Annotated in this window: 16 protein-coding genes, 2 tRNA genes and 2 pseudogenes; 19 read left to right on the top strand and 1 reads right to left on the bottom strand. The window is 43.9% G+C overall.

The annotated features are described in order from the left end of the window. The first annotated feature begins 432 nt into the window (after positions 1–432). A complete protein-coding gene (gene greA / locus CIK04_RS16135; protein ID WP_011079607.1) occupies positions 433–906 on the top strand; it encodes a transcription elongation factor GreA in 474 nt (157 codons plus the stop codon). 72 nt (positions 907–978) lie between these two features. Here the strand turns inward: greA and yhbY are convergent, their stop codons facing one another. Then, positions 979–1,275, bottom strand: coding sequence for a ribosome assembly RNA-binding protein YhbY (gene yhbY / locus CIK04_RS16130; protein WP_017419787.1), 297 nt, complete (start codon positions 1,273–1,275; stop codon positions 979–981). 138 nt (positions 1,276–1,413) lie between these two features. Between yhbY and rlmE the strand changes: the two genes are divergently transcribed. The 18 genes and pseudogenes from rlmE to CIK04_RS33435 form a co-directional block, all read left to right on the top strand. Further along, complete coding sequence (rlmE, locus tag CIK04_RS16125; RefSeq protein WP_011079609.1) at positions 1,414–2,043, top strand: 23S rRNA (uridine(2552)-2'-O)-methyltransferase RlmE; 630 nt, start codon at positions 1,414–1,416, stop codon at positions 2,041–2,043. Positions 2,044–2,150: 107 nt separating this feature from the next. Beyond that, entirely contained in the window at positions 2,151–4,103 is a 1,953-nt protein-coding gene (gene ftsH / locus CIK04_RS16120; protein ID WP_039468633.1) for an ATP-dependent zinc metalloprotease FtsH, read from the top strand. Positions 4,104–4,206: 103 nt separating this feature from the next. Further along, positions 4,207–4,986, top strand: a complete 780-nt coding sequence (gene folP / locus CIK04_RS16115; RefSeq protein WP_128824632.1) for a dihydropteroate synthase — start codon at positions 4,207–4,209, stop codon at positions 4,984–4,986. A gap of 28 nt (positions 4,987–5,014) precedes the next feature. Next, positions 5,015–6,355: a phosphoglucosamine mutase gene (glmM, locus tag CIK04_RS16110; RefSeq protein ID WP_013571177.1), complete on the top strand. Its 1,341-nt coding sequence runs from the start codon at positions 5,015–5,017 to the stop codon at positions 6,353–6,355. 261 nt (positions 6,356–6,616) lie between these two features. After that, positions 6,617–6,949, top strand: a complete 333-nt coding sequence (gene secG, locus CIK04_RS16105; protein WP_011079613.1) for a preprotein translocase subunit SecG — start codon at positions 6,617–6,619, stop codon at positions 6,947–6,949. A 17-nt stretch (positions 6,950–6,966) separates the two neighbouring features. Next, positions 6,967–7,050, top strand: a tRNA-Leu gene (locus CIK04_RS16100). Between the two features lie 57 nt (positions 7,051–7,107). Further along, positions 7,108–7,184, top strand: a tRNA-Met gene (locus tag CIK04_RS16095). A gap of 209 nt (positions 7,185–7,393) precedes the next feature. Then, positions 7,394–7,849, top strand: a complete 456-nt coding sequence (gene rimP, locus CIK04_RS16090) for a ribosome maturation factor RimP (protein ID WP_011079614.1) — start codon at positions 7,394–7,396, stop codon at positions 7,847–7,849. Between the two features lie 35 nt (positions 7,850–7,884). Next, positions 7,885–9,372 (top strand): transcription termination factor NusA, encoded by a 1,488-nt coding sequence (gene nusA, locus CIK04_RS16085; protein WP_017419789.1) that lies wholly within the window; start codon positions 7,885–7,887, stop codon positions 9,370–9,372. 24 nt (positions 9,373–9,396) lie between these two features. Continuing rightward, entirely contained in the window at positions 9,397–12,120 is a 2,724-nt protein-coding gene (gene infB, locus CIK04_RS16080) for a translation initiation factor IF-2 (RefSeq protein WP_097352099.1), read from the top strand. 99 nt (positions 12,121–12,219) lie between these two features. Continuing rightward, positions 12,220–12,615, top strand: a complete 396-nt coding sequence (gene rbfA / locus CIK04_RS16075; RefSeq protein ID WP_011079617.1) for a 30S ribosome-binding factor RbfA — start codon at positions 12,220–12,222, stop codon at positions 12,613–12,615. Next, positions 12,615–13,559 carry a tRNA pseudouridine(55) synthase TruB gene (truB, locus tag CIK04_RS16070; RefSeq protein ID WP_017789914.1) on the top strand — a complete coding sequence of 315 codons (945 nt, stop codon included), beginning with the start codon at positions 12,615–12,617 and terminating at the stop codon, positions 13,557–13,559. The genes rbfA and truB overlap by 1 nt, the downstream gene beginning before the upstream one ends. Before the next feature lie 152 nt (positions 13,560–13,711). Further along, a complete protein-coding gene (gene rpsO / locus CIK04_RS16065) occupies positions 13,712–13,981 on the top strand; it encodes a 30S ribosomal protein S15 (RefSeq protein WP_011079620.1) in 270 nt (89 codons plus the stop codon). Between the two features lie 24 nt (positions 13,982–14,005). After that, positions 14,006–15,157 carry a PAAR domain-containing protein gene (locus CIK04_RS33450; RefSeq protein WP_325205725.1) on the top strand — a complete coding sequence of 384 codons (1,152 nt, stop codon included), beginning with the start codon at positions 14,006–14,008 and terminating at the stop codon, positions 15,155–15,157. Next, positions 15,120–17,042: a hypothetical protein gene (locus CIK04_RS33445; protein WP_232708552.1), complete on the top strand. Its 1,923-nt coding sequence runs from the start codon at positions 15,120–15,122 to the stop codon at positions 17,040–17,042. Before CIK04_RS33450 ends, CIK04_RS33445 begins: the two co-directional genes overlap by 38 nt. Beyond that, a complete protein-coding gene (locus CIK04_RS33440) occupies positions 17,039–17,815 on the top strand; it encodes a hypothetical protein (RefSeq protein WP_232708554.1) in 777 nt (258 codons plus the stop codon). Before CIK04_RS33445 ends, CIK04_RS33440 begins: the two co-directional genes overlap by 4 nt. Next, positions 17,815–18,553: pseudogene (locus tag CIK04_RS16055) on the top strand (hypothetical protein). The gene CIK04_RS33440 and the pseudogene CIK04_RS16055 overlap by 1 nt, the downstream one beginning before the upstream one ends. Before the next feature lie 95 nt (positions 18,554–18,648). Continuing rightward, a pseudogene (locus CIK04_RS33435) lies at positions 18,649–18,846 on the top strand (hypothetical protein); the annotation flags it as partial.

Genomic DNA, 18,846 nt, shown 5'->3' with positions numbered 1-18,846 from the left:
CATCTCAAATACTTGGCCAGAGTTATTGGTTGACGTCCAATGTTGTACAGCCAAAGTTCCATGATGGGTTAGTAAAATTATATAAATTCAACCTATGAACACTGTTCGATTGCGTAGTGATTTTTATTAATTTATTGTTTTTAAATGGATTTATGCTGATTTACATGCCTCTGACATTGATGATTTTTTATGGTTTTTTATCTATTTGTCGATATTTTGCTCGCATTTTTCACGGTGATGTTGATGTGAAAATTGTCAAAATTGATAGGTGGTTTCGGCATTTGAACTTGGGTACAAGCAAGAATGAAATTAAGGTGATTTAGGCTCAAAGTTTGTTTACACTAGGCGAAATTAATCCGTTCCGTGACTACCTGATCATTCGGTCAGGTAGGTTTTTTTTGTCCAAAGATGACTTTGGCATTGAGGTTGAAAATGGAAAAAGTTCCAATGACGGCTCGCGGCGAGCAATTGCTGCGTAAAGAATTAGAAAGACTTTTAAAAAGACGTCCACTGATCACTGAAGCGATTGCTGAAGCTCGTGAATTGGGTGATTTGAAAGAAAACGCAGAATATCACGCTGCTCGTGAAGAACAGGGCATCTGTGAAGCTCAAATTCGTGATATCGAATATAAACTTTCTGTCGCTCAAGTGATTGATGTGAGCAAAATGGAAAATAACGGCAAAGTTATTTTCGGTGCAACGGTTACTTTGATTGACTGCGATACAGAAGAAGAAAAAACCTACCAAATCGTGGGTGATGATGAAGCGGACATTAAATCTGGCCGTATCTCTGTCAACTCACCGATAGCTCGTGGCCTCATTGGCAAGATGGAAGGCGACGAAGTAGCGATTTCAACGCCAGGTGGTATGAAAGATTTTGAAATTGATAGCGTGGAATACCGATAATTTCCTATCTATCGCACATCAAAAAGGTCGCCAATGGCGACCTTTCTTTTGTGACTAGAAGAAGCACTTAACTTACTTACGAGGAAGTTCAATCTTGCGCTCTTCAGATTGGCGATAAAGTACAAGTGTCTTACCAATTACTTGCACTTTCTCTGCGCCAGTTTCACGCACAATGGCATCAACAATCAGCAATTTTGTTTCACGATCTTCAGATGCGATCTTTACTTTGATCAGCTCGTGAAAGTTCAATGCGATTTCGATTTCGGCTAGCACGGCTTCAGTAAGTCCATTTGCGCCCGTTAGCACAACAGGTTTTAAACTGTGAGCCAGGCCTTTTAGGTGCTGCTTTTGTTTGGTGCTTAGGTTCATTACGCCGCCATTTTTATTTAAACTAAGGGTTGAAAAAACCTATTTTAACGCCATCTATTGCTGAAGACTATAATTTATTAATTAATAGGAACGACCTATTAAATTGATAACTCTGCAACTGGCTTTGTTGAGACTAGAATGAGTAAACAAAAACATTCAGCGAGCTCTAGCCGCTGGTTAAAAGAACACTTTGACGACAAGTATGCGAATGAAGCCAGACGAAAAGGTTACCGTTCTCGTGCTATCTTTAAACTTGAAGAAATTCAACAAAAAGACAAGTTGCTAAAACCCGGTATGACGGTTGTTGATCTGGGTGCGGCTCCCGGTGGTTGGTCGCAATATGCCATTGGAGTGGTTGGTGATAGTGGTCGTGTGATTGCTTGTGATATTTTGCCGATGGATTCGATCGCTGGTGTTTCCTTCCTTCAAGGTGATTTTCGTGAGGATGCCGTTTTGGAAGCGCTGCTTGAACGTATTCAACCTGACATGGTGGATGTTGTGATGTCAGATATGGCGCCCAATATTGCCGGTAACAACTCAGTCGATCAGCCAAGAGCAATGTATTTAGTTGAATTAGCTTTAGATATGTGTCGACAAGTTCTTGCACCTAATGGTAGCTTTGTCGTAAAGGTTTTCCAGGGTGAAGGCTTCGATGAATACGTCAAAGAAGTCCGAAACATGTTTAAAGTCGTAAAAATCAGAAAACCAGATTCATCGCGAGCTCGCTCACGAGAAGTCTTTGTTGTAGCCACTGGTTACAAAGGTTAACTATTTGCCCTCACAGGTAAAAGTTAACACTATAGATACAGGTTACAAACTGTAGTACCCTACCTTTAATTACAATTAGTTATCGAGAGGCTGACACCTTGAGTGACATGGCAAAAAATTTAATTCTGTGGCTGGTTATCGCTGTCGTGTTAATGTCGGTATTTCAGAGCTTTGGCCCTGGAGAAAGTAACGGCAGAGCAGTGGATTACACCACATTCGTACAGGAAGTTGGTCAAGGCCAGATTCAAGAAGCAACGTTTAAAGACGGTGAAATTACCTTCGTTAGACGTGGCGGCGGCGGTAAGTTTGTAACTTACATGCCGGTATACGATCAGAAATTGCTGGACGACCTGATCAACCAAAACGTTAAAGTACAAGGTACGCCTCCAGAAGAGCAAAGCTTGCTCGGTACTATCTTTATTTCCTGGTTCCCAATGATTCTACTCATTGGTGTATGGATTTTCTTCATGCGTCAAATGCAAGGTGGCGGTGGCAAAGGTGCCATGTCATTTGGTAAGAGCAAAGCTCGCATGATGAGTGAAGAGCAGATCAAAACGACGTTTGGTGATGTCGCAGGTTGTGACGAAGCCAAAGAAGACGTTAAAGAGCTAGTGGATTATCTACGTGACCCAAGCCGTTTCCAGAAGCTGGGTGGTAAGATTCCAACTGGTGTTTTGATGGTGGGCCCTCCAGGTACGGGTAAAACCTTATTGGCAAAAGCCATTGCTGGTGAGGCGAAAGTCCCATTTTTCACTATTTCCGGTTCTGACTTCGTTGAAATGTTTGTTGGTGTTGGTGCATCGCGTGTTCGTGATATGTTCGAACAGGCAAAAAAAGCCTCACCATGTATCATTTTCATTGATGAAATTGACGCCGTAGGTCGCCAACGTGGTGCCGGTGTTGGTGGTGGTCACGATGAACGTGAACAAACACTAAACCAAATGCTAGTAGAAATGGATGGTTTCGAAGGTAACGAAGGCATTATCGTTATTGCGGCAACCAACCGTCCAGATGTTTTGGACCCTGCACTGCTGCGTCCTGGGCGTTTTGACCGTCAAGTTGTGGTCGGTCTGCCCGACGTACGTGGTCGTGAACAGATCCTAAAAGTGCATATGCGTAAAGTACCGCTAGCGGGTGACGTTGAGCCTTCTCTTATTGCGCGTGGTACACCAGGGTTTTCGGGTGCTGATTTGGCCAACCTAGTTAACGAAGCAGCACTATTTGCTGCGCGTGGCAATAAACGCAATGTCTCTATGGTTGAATTTGAACTGGCAAAAGACAAAATCATGATGGGTGCAGAACGTCGCTCTATGGTGATGTCTGAAGAAATCAAAGAGTCAACGGCGTACCATGAAGCGGGCCATGCGATTGTTGGTCGCCTCGTGCCTGAGCATGATCCTGTTTACAAAGTGTCGATTATTCCTCGCGGGCGTGCACTTGGTGTTACCATGTACTTGCCAGAGCAAGACCGAGTCAGTATGTCTCGTCAGCACTTAGAGTCTATGATTTCAAGCCTATATGGCGGTCGTTTAGCTGAAGAGCTGATTTACGGCGTAGATCGTGTATCAACAGGGGCTTCAAACGATATCGAACGTGCAACTGATATTGCTCGCAAGATGGTGACACAGTGGGGCTTCTCGGAAAAACTTGGTCCAATGCTTTATGCAGAGGAAGAAGGTGAAGTTTTCTTAGGTCGTAGTGTGACACAAACTAAACATATGTCAGACGACACCGCAAAACTGATTGATGATGAAGTTCGTAAGTTGATTGACCGCAACTATGAGCGTGCAAGACAAATCCTAATCGATAACATGGATATCATGCACGCAATGAAAGATGCGTTAATGAAATACGAAACCATCGATGCTGGTCAAATTGATGATCTGATGGCTCGCAAAGAGACCATTCGTGAACCTGCGGGTTGGGGTGATCAAGCGGCGACGGAGAAAACGGAAAAATCAGAAGCAAAAGCTGAAGAGAAAACCGCAGAGCCGGAAGTGACTGCTCAGTCTCAACCAGATGAAGTTCAGCAGCCTACTGACAAAAAAGATGCAGAATAGGTTTTAATTAATAAGGAAACCCCGAGGCAACTCGGGGTTTTTGTATTTCTACTATGATTCTACGTTCTCAAAAAAATCTTTAGATCTTTCATTCCCTGTTGTGATGGGAATTCTTAATGTCACACCTGACTCATTTTCCGATGGAGGCCAATTTAATGCGCTTGATGCGGCGTTGGTCCAAGCAGAGCGAATGATTGCTGCTGGTGTGAGTATCATTGATATCGGTGGTGAATCAACACGTCCAGGTGCGCCAGAAGTCTCATTGGAAGAAGAGTTGAAGCGCGTTATTCCGGCAATTCAAGCCATTCGGCAAAAGCATGATGTTTGGATCTCTATTGACACCAGCAAAGCGGAAGTGATGAAGCAAGCTATTGAAGCCGGTGCGGATCTCATTAATGATGTTCGCGCATTGCAGGAACCAGGGGCCTTGGCTGTTGCCGCGAAAGCCCAAGTGCCGATTTGTCTGATGCACATGCAAGGTCAGCCTCGAAGCATGCAGCATAACCCAAGCTATCAAGATGTGTTAAAAGAGGTCGGCGAATTTTTGGAAGAGCGTGTTGCAGCCTGTGAAGAAGCCGGTATTGCTAAAGAGCTGCTTATTCTTGACCCTGGATTTGGTTTTGGCAAAACCATCGAACACAATTATCATCTGTTAGCGCACTTAGAAGCGTTTCATCAATTGGGCTTGCCGATTTTGGCGGGCATGTCTCGCAAATCGATGGTTTTTAAATTACTGAACAAAAAGCCTGCAGAGTGCATGGTGGCTAGTGTAACATGTGCGACGATTGCTGCTATGAAAGGCGCTCAGATCATTCGTGTTCATGATGTCGAAGAAACCGTTGAAGCGATGCGAGTTATTCAAATGATGCATAAAAATATCTGAGTTAAAAAGAATATAAGAAGGAATAAACATGTCGGATAAAAGACGTTATTTTGGTACAGATGGTGTTCGTGGGAAAGTAGGCCAGTATCCTATTACTCCCGACTTTGTACTAAAACTTGGCTGGGCTGCAGGTCGTGTATTGGCGAAGCAAGGAACGAAAAAAGTTATTATCGGCAAAGATACGCGTATTTCAGGCTATATGCTTGAGTCTGCTTTAGAGGCGGGGCTTGCAGCTGCGGGTTTAAAGGCGACTTTTACTGGGCCGATGCCAACACCTGCTGTGGCGTACTTGACACAAACATTCCGCGCTGAAGCTGGTATTGTGATCTCGGCTTCTCACAATCCATACTATGACAATGGCATCAAATTTTTCTCTTCTGAAGGGACAAAATTACCCGATGATATTGAGTTAGCTATTGAAGCTGAGTTGGATAAAGAAATCGAATGCGTAGAGTCTGCAGAATTAGGTAAAGCGACACGTCTCAACGACGCAGCTGGTCGTTATATTGAATTTTGTAAAAGTACGTTTCCTTCAGAGTTGAGCCTAGCAAAACTTAAAATCGTTGTAGATTGTGCGAATGGTGCAACGTATCACATTGCGCCAAATGTGTTTACTGAGCTGGGTGCCGATGTTATTGCTATGGGCGTAACACCAAACGGTACCAATATTAACCATGAAGTAGGCGCAACCGATGTACGTGCTCTACAACAACGTGTTGTTGAAGAGCAAGCGGATTTAGGATTGGCGTTTGACGGTGATGGTGACCGAATTATCATGGTCGATCACTTAGGTAATAAAGTCGACGGCGACCAAATTGCCTATATTATTGCGCGAGATGCATTGCGTCGTGGTGAACTTAAAGGGGGCGTAGTGGGCACCCTTATGACTAACCTTGGTATGGAAAATGGCCTCAAGCAACTGGGTATTCCATTTGTACGCGCTGCGGTTGGCGATCGCTATGTAATGGAAAAACTGTTGGAGAAAGGTTGGAAGATCGGCGCTGAAAACTCTGGACACGTAATTCTGCTGGATAAAGTAACTACTGGCGATGCCATTGTTGCCGCATTGCAGGTGTTGGCATCTGTTGTGGGCAGTGAGCTATCACTAAATGAGCTTTCAAAAGGCATGACACTTTACCCGCAAGTGCTCGAAAACGTGCGCTTTGCTGGACAAGGCAATCCACTAGAAGCCGAAGCCGTTAAAAAAGCCGTGGAAGACGTTGAAGCCGATTTGGGCAGTAAAGGCCGAGTTCTTCTACGTAAATCAGGTACCGAGCCATTAATTCGTGTGATGGTAGAAGGCGAAGATGGTGAACTTGTACAAAATAGTGCACTTAAAATTGCACAAGCAGTGAAAGACAACTGCTAAATTATCACAAGCTTATCTTCTCGAATGTGAAAGGAGCTACTTTGAAAGTAGCTCTTTTTTTCGATTAAAATTGATATTTTGCCCCTTTTTTAACCGTTCAGTGCGTTGTGCTCTTTTTTTTGTATTTTTCGCTTGTCATGAATGACTCCTTTCGTTAGTATTGCTCGGCCTTCAGTTAGGAGGATGCTAGCCTTGTTCTTGCTTGCTTAATGCAAGTCAGAGAATAGCGCTGGCTCAACAATTTGGAACATAGGTGGAAAAATGTTTAGCGTTCTACTTGTGATTTACCTGTTGGCAGCGCTTGGTGTAATTGGCCTTGTGTTGATTCAGCAAGGTAAAGGCGCAGATATGGGAGCCTCGTTCGGTGCGGGCGCATCAAACACTGTTTTTGGTGCCAGCGGCTCAGGTAATTTTCTTACCCGAACAACTGCTATTTTAGCAACAGTATTTTTTATCGTGAGCTTAACGCTTGGTCGCATGTCGACTCATAAAGCAGAGTCTCAATGGGTTGATCCGACACAAGGTCAAGTTGTTGAACAAGTTCAAGATAACGTGAGTGAAGCTCCTGCTAAGTCAGATGAGATTCCTCAATAAGCGAAAGCTTTAAAATTGCCGAGATGGTGAAATTGGTAGACACACTAGCATGAGGTGCTAGCGCCTATGGTGTGAGGGTTCGAGTCCCTCTCTCGGCACCATTGATTTTACAAACTTGTAAATAACTGTGTTGAGCGTATAATGCTCAGCTAGTCGGACGCGGGGTGGAGCAGCTTGGTAGCTCGTCGGGCTCATAACCCGAAGGTCGTCGGTTCAAATCCGGCCCCCGCAACCAATTTTCGATTGGATGCAAGTTTGGTAGTGCTAACCACACTACAAGTTAAGCAACATCGGTTGTTTAACGTATCAGGGTCCAGCAACAAAAAACCCCGACTAATCGGGGTTTTTGTTATCTGTACTTCTCGCCGGTGCGAGTTTTGTACAGATAGTGCTTGGTTTTTATATTGGGCTCTGAGCCCTTTTTTTATTTCTGGAGTGGTTTGAATGACTGGTTTAGAAAGACAACTGACAGAGATGCTTGAATCGGCAGTCGTTGCATCCGGTTATGAGTTAGTTGGATTAGAATTTATTCGTGCGGGTGAACACTCGACGTTGCGTATTTACATCGACCATGAAAATGGCATTACCGTTGAAGACTGTGCGGAAGTAAGTCATCAAGTGAGTGCTGTGCTTGATGTTGAAGACCCAATTTCAGTGGCGTATAGCCTAGAAGTTTCTTCACCAGGTTTGGACAGACCACTTTTTAAACCTGCACATTATGAGCAGTTTATCGGTCAAGAAGTCAACGTTGTATTGAAAATGGCTGTAGCCAACCGTCGCAAATGGAAAGGTGAAATCCATTCTGTTGATGGTGAGGCCATTACACTGACGGTTGATGGTCAGCAAGAAGAATTCGCTTTGAGCAACATTTCCAAAGCTAACCTTATCCCTAAATTTTAGTTCCTGAACAAGTTTTCAGATTAGAGGCTAATTAAATGAGTAAAGAAATTTTAGCGGTAGCAGAAGCGGTATCGAACGAGAAAGCGGTACCTCGTGAGCGTATCTTTGAAGCTTTGGAGATTGCTTTAGCGACTTCGACTAAGAAAAAATACGAAATCGAAATCGATGTACGTGTTGCTATCGACCGTAAAACAGGCGAATTCGTCACATTCCGTCGTTGGTTGGTGGTTGATGAAGTAGAAAACCCAACGAAAGAAATTTCGTTCGAAGCTGCTAACTACGACGATGAATCTGTTCAGCTTGGTGATTTCATTGAAGAAGAGATCGAGTCAGTAACGTTTGACCGTATCACTACTCAAACAGCAAAACAGGTTATTGTACAAAAAGTTCGCGAAGCAGAGCGTGCACAAATCGTTGAGCAGTTTATTGATAACGAAGGTGACCTAGTTACTGGTGTTGTGAAAAAAGTAAACCGTGAAACTGTGGTTCTTGATCTAGGCAACAACGCGGAAGCGGTAATTCTGCGCGATGACCAACTACCTCGTGAAAACTTCCGTCCGGGTGACCGTGTACGTGGTCTTCTATATAAAGTTGCACCAGAAGCACGTGGCTTCCAATTGTTCATCACGCGTTCTAAACCTGAAATGCTTGCTGAACTATTCCGCGTTGAAGTTCCTGAAATCGCAGAAGAAATCATTGAGCTTAAAGGCGCTGCACGCGATCCTGGTTCTCGTGCCAAAATCGCAGTGAAAACAAATGACAGACGTATTGATCCTGTTGGTGCGTGTGTCGGCATGCGTGGTGCGCGTGTTCAAGCGGTTTCTGGTGAGCTTGGTGGCGAGCGTATTGACATTGTGCTTTGGGACGATAACCCAGCTCAGTTCGTTATCAACGCGATGGCGCCAGCGGATGTTGCATCCATCATTGTTGATGAAGATGCCCACTCAATGGATATTGCTGTTGAAGCGGGTAACTTGGCACAAGCTATCGGCCGTAACGGTCAGAACGTACGTCTAGCGTCTCAACTAACGGGTTGGGAACTGAACGTAATGACGGTTGAAGATCTGCAGAAGAAACACGCAGAAGAGTCTCAAGCGTCAATCGAAAACTTCATGAAATATCTAGATATCGAAGAAGACTTCGCTCAACTGCTTGTTGAAGAAGGTTTCTCGACACTAGAAGAAGTCGCATACGTACCAGTAAACGAGCTATTAGAAGTTGAAGGTCTGGATGAAGATCTAATCGAAGAGCTACGTAGCCGTGCGAAAGATGCACTAACCACGATCGCATTAGCTCGTGAAGAGTCATTCGAGGGTGTAGAGCCAGCAGAAGATCTACTAAATCTAGAAGGTCTTGAGCGTGAAATGGCATTCAAATTGGCTGCAAAAGGTGTTGCATCACTGGAAGATCTAGCAGACCAGGGCATCGATGATTTAGAAGGTATCGACGGTCTAACAGAAGAGCGTGCAGGTCAGTTGATCATGGCAGCACGTAATATCTGTTGGTTCGGAGAAGAAGCATAATATTCAGCAAGGGGAGGAAGCGGCATGACACAACTTACAGTTAAAGCACTGAGTGAAGAAATTGGTACGCCAGTTGACCGCTTATTGGAACAACTTGCTGATGCTGGCATGAAAAAATCGAGTTCAGATCAAGTTTCAGATGAAGAGAAGCAAAAACTGCTGACGCATCTGAAAAAAGAGCACGGCGACACTAGTGGTGACACCGAGCCAACTCGTTTGACTCTACAGCGTAAAACACGCAGCACGCTAAGTGTTAATGCTGGCGGTGGTAAGAGTAAAGATGTTCAGATTGAAGTGCGCAAAAAGCGTACCTACGTAAAACGTAGTGCAATCGAAGACGAAGCAAAACGCGAAGCTGAAGAAGCGGCGCAACGTGAAGCTGAAGAAGCAGCAAAACGTGCAGCCGAAGAAGCGGCGAAACGTGAAGCTGAAGAAGCAGCGAAACGTGAAGCTGAAGAAAAAGCGAAACGTGAAGCTGCAGAAGCCGCAAAACGTGAAGCTGAGAAGTCGGTTGATCGTGATGCAGAAGAGAAAGCGAAACGTGATGCTGAAGGTAAAGCAAAACGTGACGCTGAAGAAAAAGTTAAGCAAGAAGCAGCGCGAAAAGAGGCCGAAGAGCTAAAACGTCGTCAGGAAGAAGAAGCTAAGCGTAAGGCTGAAGAGGAAAGTCAGCGCAAGCTTGAAGAAGCTCGCGAGATGGCTGAAAAGAATAAAGAGCGTTGGTCTGCTGCAGAAGAGAATAAGGGTGATATGGAAGATACAGATTACCATGTAACGACTTCACAATATGCACGTGAAGCCGAAGATGAAGCAGATCGTAAAGAAGAAGAAGCTCGTCGCCGTAAGAAGAAGACCAAATCTTCTGCTAAAGCGAGCGAAAATGATGAACGTGGCGGTCCACGTGTACAACGTGGTGGAAAGGGTGGCCGTAAAGGCAAACTTTCTAAGCCTAAGTCAATGCAACACGGTTTTGATAAGAGCGCAGTTGTTGCGAAATCAGACGTTGTGATTGGTGAGACGATCGTTGTTTCTGAACTTGCGAACAAAATGTCGGTTAAAGCGACCGAAGTTATCAAGATCATGATGAAGATGGGCGCTATGGCAACCATCAACCAAGTTATCGACCAAGAAACAGCACAGCTTGTTGCTGAGGAAATGGGTCACAAAGTTGTTCTACGCAAAGAAAACGAGCTTGAAGAAGCGGTACTTTCTGATCGTGACAACATGTTTGAAGCGGTACCTCGTGCTCCTGTTGTAACCATCATGGGCCACGTAGACCACGGTAAAACGTCAACGCTTGACTACATTCGTCGTACTCACGTTGCCTCTGGTGAAGCGGGCGGTATTACGCAGCACATCGGTGCATACCACGTTGAAACTGAGAACGGCATGATCACCTTCCTGGATACTCCTGGACACGCGGCGTTTACCGCAATGCGTGCTCGTGGTGCTCAAGCGACGGATATCGTTGTTCTTGTTGTTGCAGCAGATGATGGCGTAATGCCACAAACTGTGGAAGCAATTCAGCACGCGAAAGCGGCTGGTGTTCCACTGATTGTTGCAGTGAACAAGATCGATAAAGAAGAAGCGAACCCAGACAACGTTAAGAACGAGCTATCTCAGTACAACGTAATGCCTGAAGAGTGGGGCGGTGAGAACATGTTTGTTCACATCTCTGCGAAACAAGGTACTAACATTGATCAACTACTTGAGACAATCCTTCTTCAAGCTGAAGTTCTAGAACTAACAGCAGTGAAAGACGGTATGGCTTCTGGTGTGGTTGTTGAGTCTCGTCTTGATAAAGGTCGTGGTCCGGTTGCAACTGTACTTGTTCAATCTGGTACGCTACGTAAAGGCGATATCGTTCTTTGTGGTCAAGAATATGGCCGTGTACGTGCGATGCGTGATGAAATCGGTAACGAAGTTAACGAAGCTGGCCCATCAATCCCTGTAGAGATCCTAGGTCTTTCTGGCGTTCCAGCTGCGGGTGATGAAGCGACAGTTGTTCGTGATGAGCGTAAAGCACGTGAAGTTGCTAACTACCGTGCAGGTAAGTTCCGCGAAGTGAAACTGGCTCGTCAGCAGAAGTCTAAACTAGAGAACATGTTCTCTAACATGGCGGCTGGTGATGTTGCAGAACTTAACATCGTACTGAAAGCTGACGTACAAGGCTCTGTTGAAGCTATCGCAGACTCACTAACAAAACTTTCAACTGAAGAAGTGAAAGTGAACATTGTGGGCTCTGGTGTTGGTGGTATCACTGAGACTGATGCGGTTCTGGCTGAAGCGTCTAACGCGATCATCCTAGGCTTTAACGTACGTGCTGACGCATCTGCACGTCGTGCAATCGAAGCAGCAAGCATTGACCTACGTTACTACTCAATCATTTACCAATTGATCGACGAAGTGAAACAAGCGATGAGCGGTATGCTTGCGCCTGAATTCAAACAAGAGATCATTGGTCTTGCTGAAGTTCGTGACGTGTTTAAGTCACCTAAGCTGGGCGCAATCGCAGGCTGTATGGTTACTGAAGGTCTGATCAAGCGTAACGCACCTATCCGTGTACTTCGTGATAACGTTGTAATCTACGAAGGTGAGCTTGAGTCACTACGTCGCTTTAAAGACGACGTTGCAGAAGTTAAGAATGGCTACGAGTGTGGTATCGGCGTTAAGAACTACAATGATGTTCGCGTTGGTGACCAAATCGAAGTATTCGAAACAATTGAGATCAAGCGTACGATCGATTAATTGACTAAAATTGCCGATAACTGGCAATTGTAGGTTGTTGAATACGCCATGGGGGGTTGGGATATCCACCCCCCATTCTTTCTATATAAGAGAAAAGATATGTCAAAAGATTTTAGCCGCACGCAGCGTGTTTCACAGCAGCTGCAAAAAGAACTTGCGATGATCCTTCAACGTGAAGTTCGTGATTCTCGTTTGGGTATGGTGACGATTTCCGATGTGGAAGTGTCACGTGACCTCGCTTATGCGAAAGTCTTTGTTACCTTCCTATGTGTTGGCGAACAAACACCAGAATCTTGTCTAGCTGCTCTACGTGAGCATGAAGTACATATTCGTATGATGCTAGGTAAACGCATCCGTCTTCGTTTGACGCCTGAAGTTCGCTTCTATTACGACAACACTTTGGTTGAAGGTATGCGCATGTCAAACCTTGTCACCGAAGTGGTCAACAAAGACAAAATCAAGCAAAAAGACGCAGGTCGTGAGGACGAAGAGTAATGGCTCGTCGTCGTAAAGGTCGTCCGATTGATGGTGTTATCTTATTAGATAAACCTACAGGAATGTCATCTAACGATGCTTTGCAGAAAGTAAAACGCCTCTACTTTGCAGAAAAAGCGGGTCATACAGGCGCGCTTGACCCACTGGCTACGGGGATGTTGCCAATTTGCCTTGGTGAAGCGACAAAGTTTTCTCAGTTTTTGCTCGATTCAGACAAACGCTATCGAGTGATCGCAAAGCTAGGTGAGCGCACCGACACCTCAGATTCTGACGGTGACGTAGTGGAAACTCGCCCTGTTAACGTGACGCTAGAGACCCTAGAAGCGTGTATTGAGAAATTCCGCGGGGAATCCGATCAAGTACCATCGATGTTCTCAGCATTGAAATATCAAGGCAAGCCTTTATATGAATATGCTCGTAAAGGCATCGAAGTGCCACGAGAGTCTCGCAAGATAACCGTCTATGAGATCATTCTTCATCGCTTTGAAGGTGATGAAGTGGAAATGGAAGTGCATTGCTCAAAAGGTACTTACATTCGCACTATCGTCGACGATCTAGGTGAAATGCTTGGCTGTGGTGCCCACGTAACCATGCTACGTCGTACTGGTGTTGCAAAGTATCCTTATGAAAACATGGTAACGTTAGAGCAGCTTAATGAATTGGTCGATAACGCTAATCGTGATGGCGTTGCACCACGTGAGGTGCTGGATCCATTGCTGATGCCGATGGATACCGCAGTTGAAGATTTGCCAGAAGTGAATCTGATCGCGGATCTAGCCGATATGGTGATGCATGGCCAAGCTGTTCAAGTCTTGGGTGCGCCAACAGAAGGCCAACTCAGATTGACCATGGGTGAAGAAAGACGCTTTATCGGTGTCGGTGAAATGAATCGCGATGGGAAAATTGCACCAAAACGTTTGGTGGTTTTTCGCGACGAAGAGTAACGATAAAAGGCTCAAGTAAAAATACCGGCTAACAAGCCGGTATTTTTGTATTGCTCAAAGGAAGAATATTCCCTATAATTCGCGCTCCTCGTGTCGGCTGAATCAGAGATTGGCTGGCACAAATATTAACCTACTCTTATTAGGAGAGAATGATGTCTCTGAATGCAGAAACTAAAGCAGCAATCGTTGCTGATTACGCACGTGGCGAAGGCGACACTGGTTCACCAGAAGTACAAGTAGCACTACTAACTGCTTCTATCAACCACCTACAAGGTCACTTCCAAGCGCACAAAGGCGATCACCACAGCCGTCGTGGTCTTCTACGCATGGTTTCTCGTCGTCGTAAGCTTCTAGACTACCTAAAAGGTAAAGATCTAGCTCGCTACCAAGACCTAATCAAACGTCTAGGCCTACGTCGCTAATTAGTGGCTGCATAGTACAGTTTGTTGAAAAAGGGGCTATATGCCCCTTTTTTTGTATCTGAAAATCACCATCGCCTCCTTCGCTTTTTTCTCTTTTTACCGTTTTTGTCTCTCTACTTTTATATTGTTTCTTCTGACATTAGCGTTCTGCCAATTTACCAACTGACTCGCAGAGCGGAAACCTCACACTGCAAAACGCTCAGAATCTCTTTGTTGATGTTTTACACACCAATATGTTGTGTGCAAAATTTCGGCAATTCTGTAATGCCATCAACGAGATACAAGATCATGTCAAAACCTGTAGCCACGATAGGTCATAATCATCTTTGTCCCAAAAAGACTGGGAAGATTCCTCACGTGGGAGGGCCGATCACAACTGGTTCAAGTAATGTCATGATTAACGGAGTGCCTGCAGCAAGAAAGGGAGATTCCATGGTTTGTGTGGGGCCTCCTGATAGCATAAAACAAGGCTCATCTTCCGTATTCATTAATGGCAAGCCTGCAGCTCGAATGTTTGACAGTACCAATCACGGCGGTGTCATCATTGGCGGTAGCTCTAATGTGTTTATTGGTGATGCTGGGTGCTATCCCGACCCACAAGACTCTGCAGTTGCAAGTAGCGACTCTCGCCTGCAAAGCAATGAAGATAAACAGGTAGCACCCCCAACAAAGCAAAGTAACCCTCTCTCAAGCGAGCCTCAAGATTTACCCTCATCGGCGTCACATACGTCAGCGAACGGTTCCTCGACATCATCGGCTGTAGATAGCAATACCGTATATCCTGGTCAGTCGACAGATCAGAATCATGAGCAGAAAACATTTTCCATTGTTCCTATTCGTTATGCTATTGATATGGAAAGGCAGACGCCTGAATCGGTACTAGGCCGCGGGCCTCTGTCAATATCGACACCCTACGTGCTACGTCAGTTGCGCGATGGATGGCTTTATATTTATGACGATCTCACTCAAGAGATAACGGAGTATAAAGTAGAAGGCGCATCACTTACTGGCGATGCAAACATCTATCTCGAAGGCACAACCCTGCATATCGCTTTTTCATTAATACAATGGACAAAGCGTATTGTTGATACCCTCACTCAAACAAGATTCGAGTTTAAGACATCGATGGATGCGTCGAGTGGTTTGTATCGAAGGAGAACAGTGGCATGTTGGTGATGAATCGACGCTCGAACATGTTTCGGATATGGATACGTGTCCACACGATTTTATAATGAGCTCAGTTTCATTGCGAGAGCCGGCTAAAGTAGATTCAGGAGATGAGGCCGAGAGTAATCCGACCGCTGAAGCCATAATGAGCAAGTTGGTGACTACCAAAAAAACCTTTGCAGCCGGAGACTGGCTACGAAACGCTCAAGGCGAGGTGAAGTTAGTCGTAGCATTGGATGATGTACTTTCTGATGTGCTTGATCTCACCATTCCACTAAATCTGCCAGTTATGGACAACCTTTCAATAACGAAAGATGAAGACGAATTTCATAAGCTTGAGATGGCACGTATCGCGCGAAGTTTGGCGCGAGTGCAAGTGCCTGAATCGAAGTGGAGTTCAAACATCAATAAATCAACCTATCCTTATTTTGAAGCTGATTTACATGCCTATTTTAAGGAGCGCGAGGCGGATGTTACTGAATTAGTCGCAAAGCAACAAAAACAAAGTTATGTGAGCCTAAATACTAAGGAGCACTCTACACACGGTTCCAAAGGGTTAAGAATATTACGAGAACGCTGGGACTATGTGCCAGATGAACTTGATCATAAGCTCTGGTTTGAAAGACGAAAGTACGTCGATGAAGTCAATTGGAAAAAACTGGATCGATTCAGTAACGAGATGGAATCCAAGTTGGGAGAGGCAGAGACGAAGATCGACCTCTATATGCGTGAGTTATACTCAGGTTTACAGGGGGCTGACGTCGTCGACCCTATGCGTTATGGCATAGATATCTACACACAAGAGGGTATGAATCACTACATTGTCCTCACCCATGAAATCTTTACCACCATGCAACTAGCGGTGCAAAACCGTGAACGAGAACTTAAAAAGTTAAATGAGTTTTTAGCGGGACGAAATATTCTCTCCTTTGCCCCCTATGGCGGCAGTGAATCCCTTCGCTTTGCGGTAACGCGAGAGCTGGATAATACCGAATCAATAAATCTAGTTCCCCACTATACCAATATCGTTGGGGCATTTGATAAATTAAAAGATCTGATGCAATACGGTACAGGACGTGATGCGATATGGCTACGAGAACTAACCGAAGAAGCTCGCGCAGTACTCGATATATTGGGCAAAACTTTGAAAGGAGCGCTGAGTGACTATTTGAACCATTTGTTGCTCTATATCTATCCTGATCGTATATCGAGTCCTCCTCTGATTTTTGAAATAAAAAGGGCCATTTGGTGGCATCGGATAAAACAGGAAGTACCGAGATTTAATGATGACTATATCAATGGAACGCAGCGATTTCGGAAAGAGTTTAAGCAGTTGGTTAAAGAACTCTCTGATGAATATTACAAACTCGGCAAGCACACAATATGGCCGGTCCGAAAATACAACCTGTATAAAAAACTGAGAATATCGTTACTTGAAAAATTGGTGGAACATCCGGACTTGATCTCTATTCGTGCCGACGAAAATTTCCGCCAAAGTCGCAAGGCCTTACGCGCGCGTTATATGCAGATGGTGGGAGGGAAGTTTACGCAAGCGAGTACTGCTTATAGCTCCGTTGGTGGTAATGCGGCATTAACGGTACTGCTCAATAGTATTAACTTAAATATGCTTAGTGAAACGTTAGGTGATGCTGCTAAAGGTTCTGATGCACATAGCAAAGCACTTCAAGATGTTGGGATTGGGCTGATGTGGTTAATTTCTGCTACGGGTGACTTAATTAAGAATCTTACTGGTGAGTATTTGACTCGTTCAATTAGTGATTTTAAAGGTATGAAGGTAAGTAGGGTTTTTTATATAAAAATATTAATTTTCAATCTCTTAGTATTACAAGGGTATATATATCTTCCATTGCTGTTAGTTCGGTTTTTGGTGTGATGGTATCATTTTGGGAAGTTCTAAAAATTCATCGTTTATATATTAAGTCAAACAGTTTGTATGAACGGTCACTTCTATCAGTTTTAGTGTTTTTCTATGGGACACAATTCGTAGTTTATTTGAGGCTTTATGTTCGGGCTTTTGTCTCTAAAAAATCAGTTGGAGCTTTGCTTTCGCCTTGGATGGCTAGTGTTGGAGGATGGGCTGGAGGGGCGATTGTTTTGGTTTCCATCCTTTATGAACTTAGTAAGAAAAATGAGATTGAAAAATGGCTATCGGAATCTACATGGGGAAATAATAATGCGAACTGGAGTAAAGAGAAAGAGCTATTGGAGTACGAAAAAATAGCTTTTAAGCCAAAAGTAGAAATCAAAGAACAAACTGGTGTTTACCCTTATGGGATGGAAAAAACAATGCCAAGTAGTGAAGGTTATTATCATGCGTCAAGCACCAAAATGTCTGTTAATCGCTCATTGTGTCGCTATGTATGCCGATTTTACGTTCCAGACTCAGAGCAAGGCTTTGTTCTGACCATATTAAATCAGGCGACCATTAATCCAACAAGCGGAAAGTGGGAACAGGAAGAAGGCCAATATTTCTATGAGATGGCGATGGAAAGCCGTACTGGTATACGAGTAAATGTTACTTATGCTAGTGATGAGAGTGATATATGTTATCTAGTCTCAGGGAAAGGAGAAGGGCAGTGTTCAGTTTCTTTCAATGATGGACGAGAAGTGATTGGTGAAGCATACCAAATTATAGGACGTAAATAATGTCGGACTTTTACTCATTAGATGAGCAGGCGATAAAGCAAGAGATTTCTTATAAAAAAGAAAATCTTCCTACAGCAGATGTATTGTTTTCTTGGGTTTGTACGCCCAAAAGATTGTTTGTTGAGGAGTTGCATGTTTTATTGATGATTTTTGTACCTCCATTATTGTTTATTATTCCAATGGAAGAAGATGACAATTTTATTTATGCATTTATTTTTTTTGTAATTTTCTTTTTATTTGGGCTTTATTATAGGTTTACCATTTTTCAACCTAAAACATACTGCTATGAACTCACTAAAGTAGGCATTCGATATACCATAGAAGAGAATGTACATGAAAACTTTTACAAGTTCTCTCGCGCTGGAGGTAAATTTGCGGCTTTTGTCAGTGTTATTGCGGTTATATTTTTGGGGCCACTTGCATTAGCTGGTGCGGGTGCGGGGTTACTTCACGCGAGAGCCATGTCTAATCATAGAAAAAGGACAGAATACGAGGAGTATATTATTCCGAGTAGCTTTCGTGTTCGGTATCAACATAGTCGCCAGCAGGTTGCATTAAACCCTAGGTTTGAGTTGGAAATGCAGGAGATCGGAGCATGGGAGATGACATCACCTCCGGGTATACATATAGATAAATCTGATCTTTATAAGTGTTTATTATCTTAAAAGAAGGTTTGACGTGATTGATATAAAAGAAGCCAATAGCTTTAAAGAACTTAAACTTGAATATTTAAATTAAAAGATATATTTACATTTCTAAGTGGGGTTTTAAGTTTTTATGGATATGGATATGGATATGGATATGGATATGGATATGGATATGGATGAGATGAGATGAGTTTTTACTCATTAGATGAGCAGGCGATAAAGCAAGAGATTGCTTATTAAAAGAAAAAGGAGTCTCTACAGAAGATATATCTATTTTCTTGGGTTTGTACGCCTAAGAGATTGTTTGGTGAGGAAGTTCTAGTTTTTGGTATGATGATCATACCTTCGCTAATCGTTGCCTTATTAGTGCCACCAACTATTGAA

It is taken from the genome of Vibrio sp. 03_296 (genome assembly GCF_002265885.1).
This window is presented reverse-complemented; position numbering and strand designations above follow the sequence as displayed.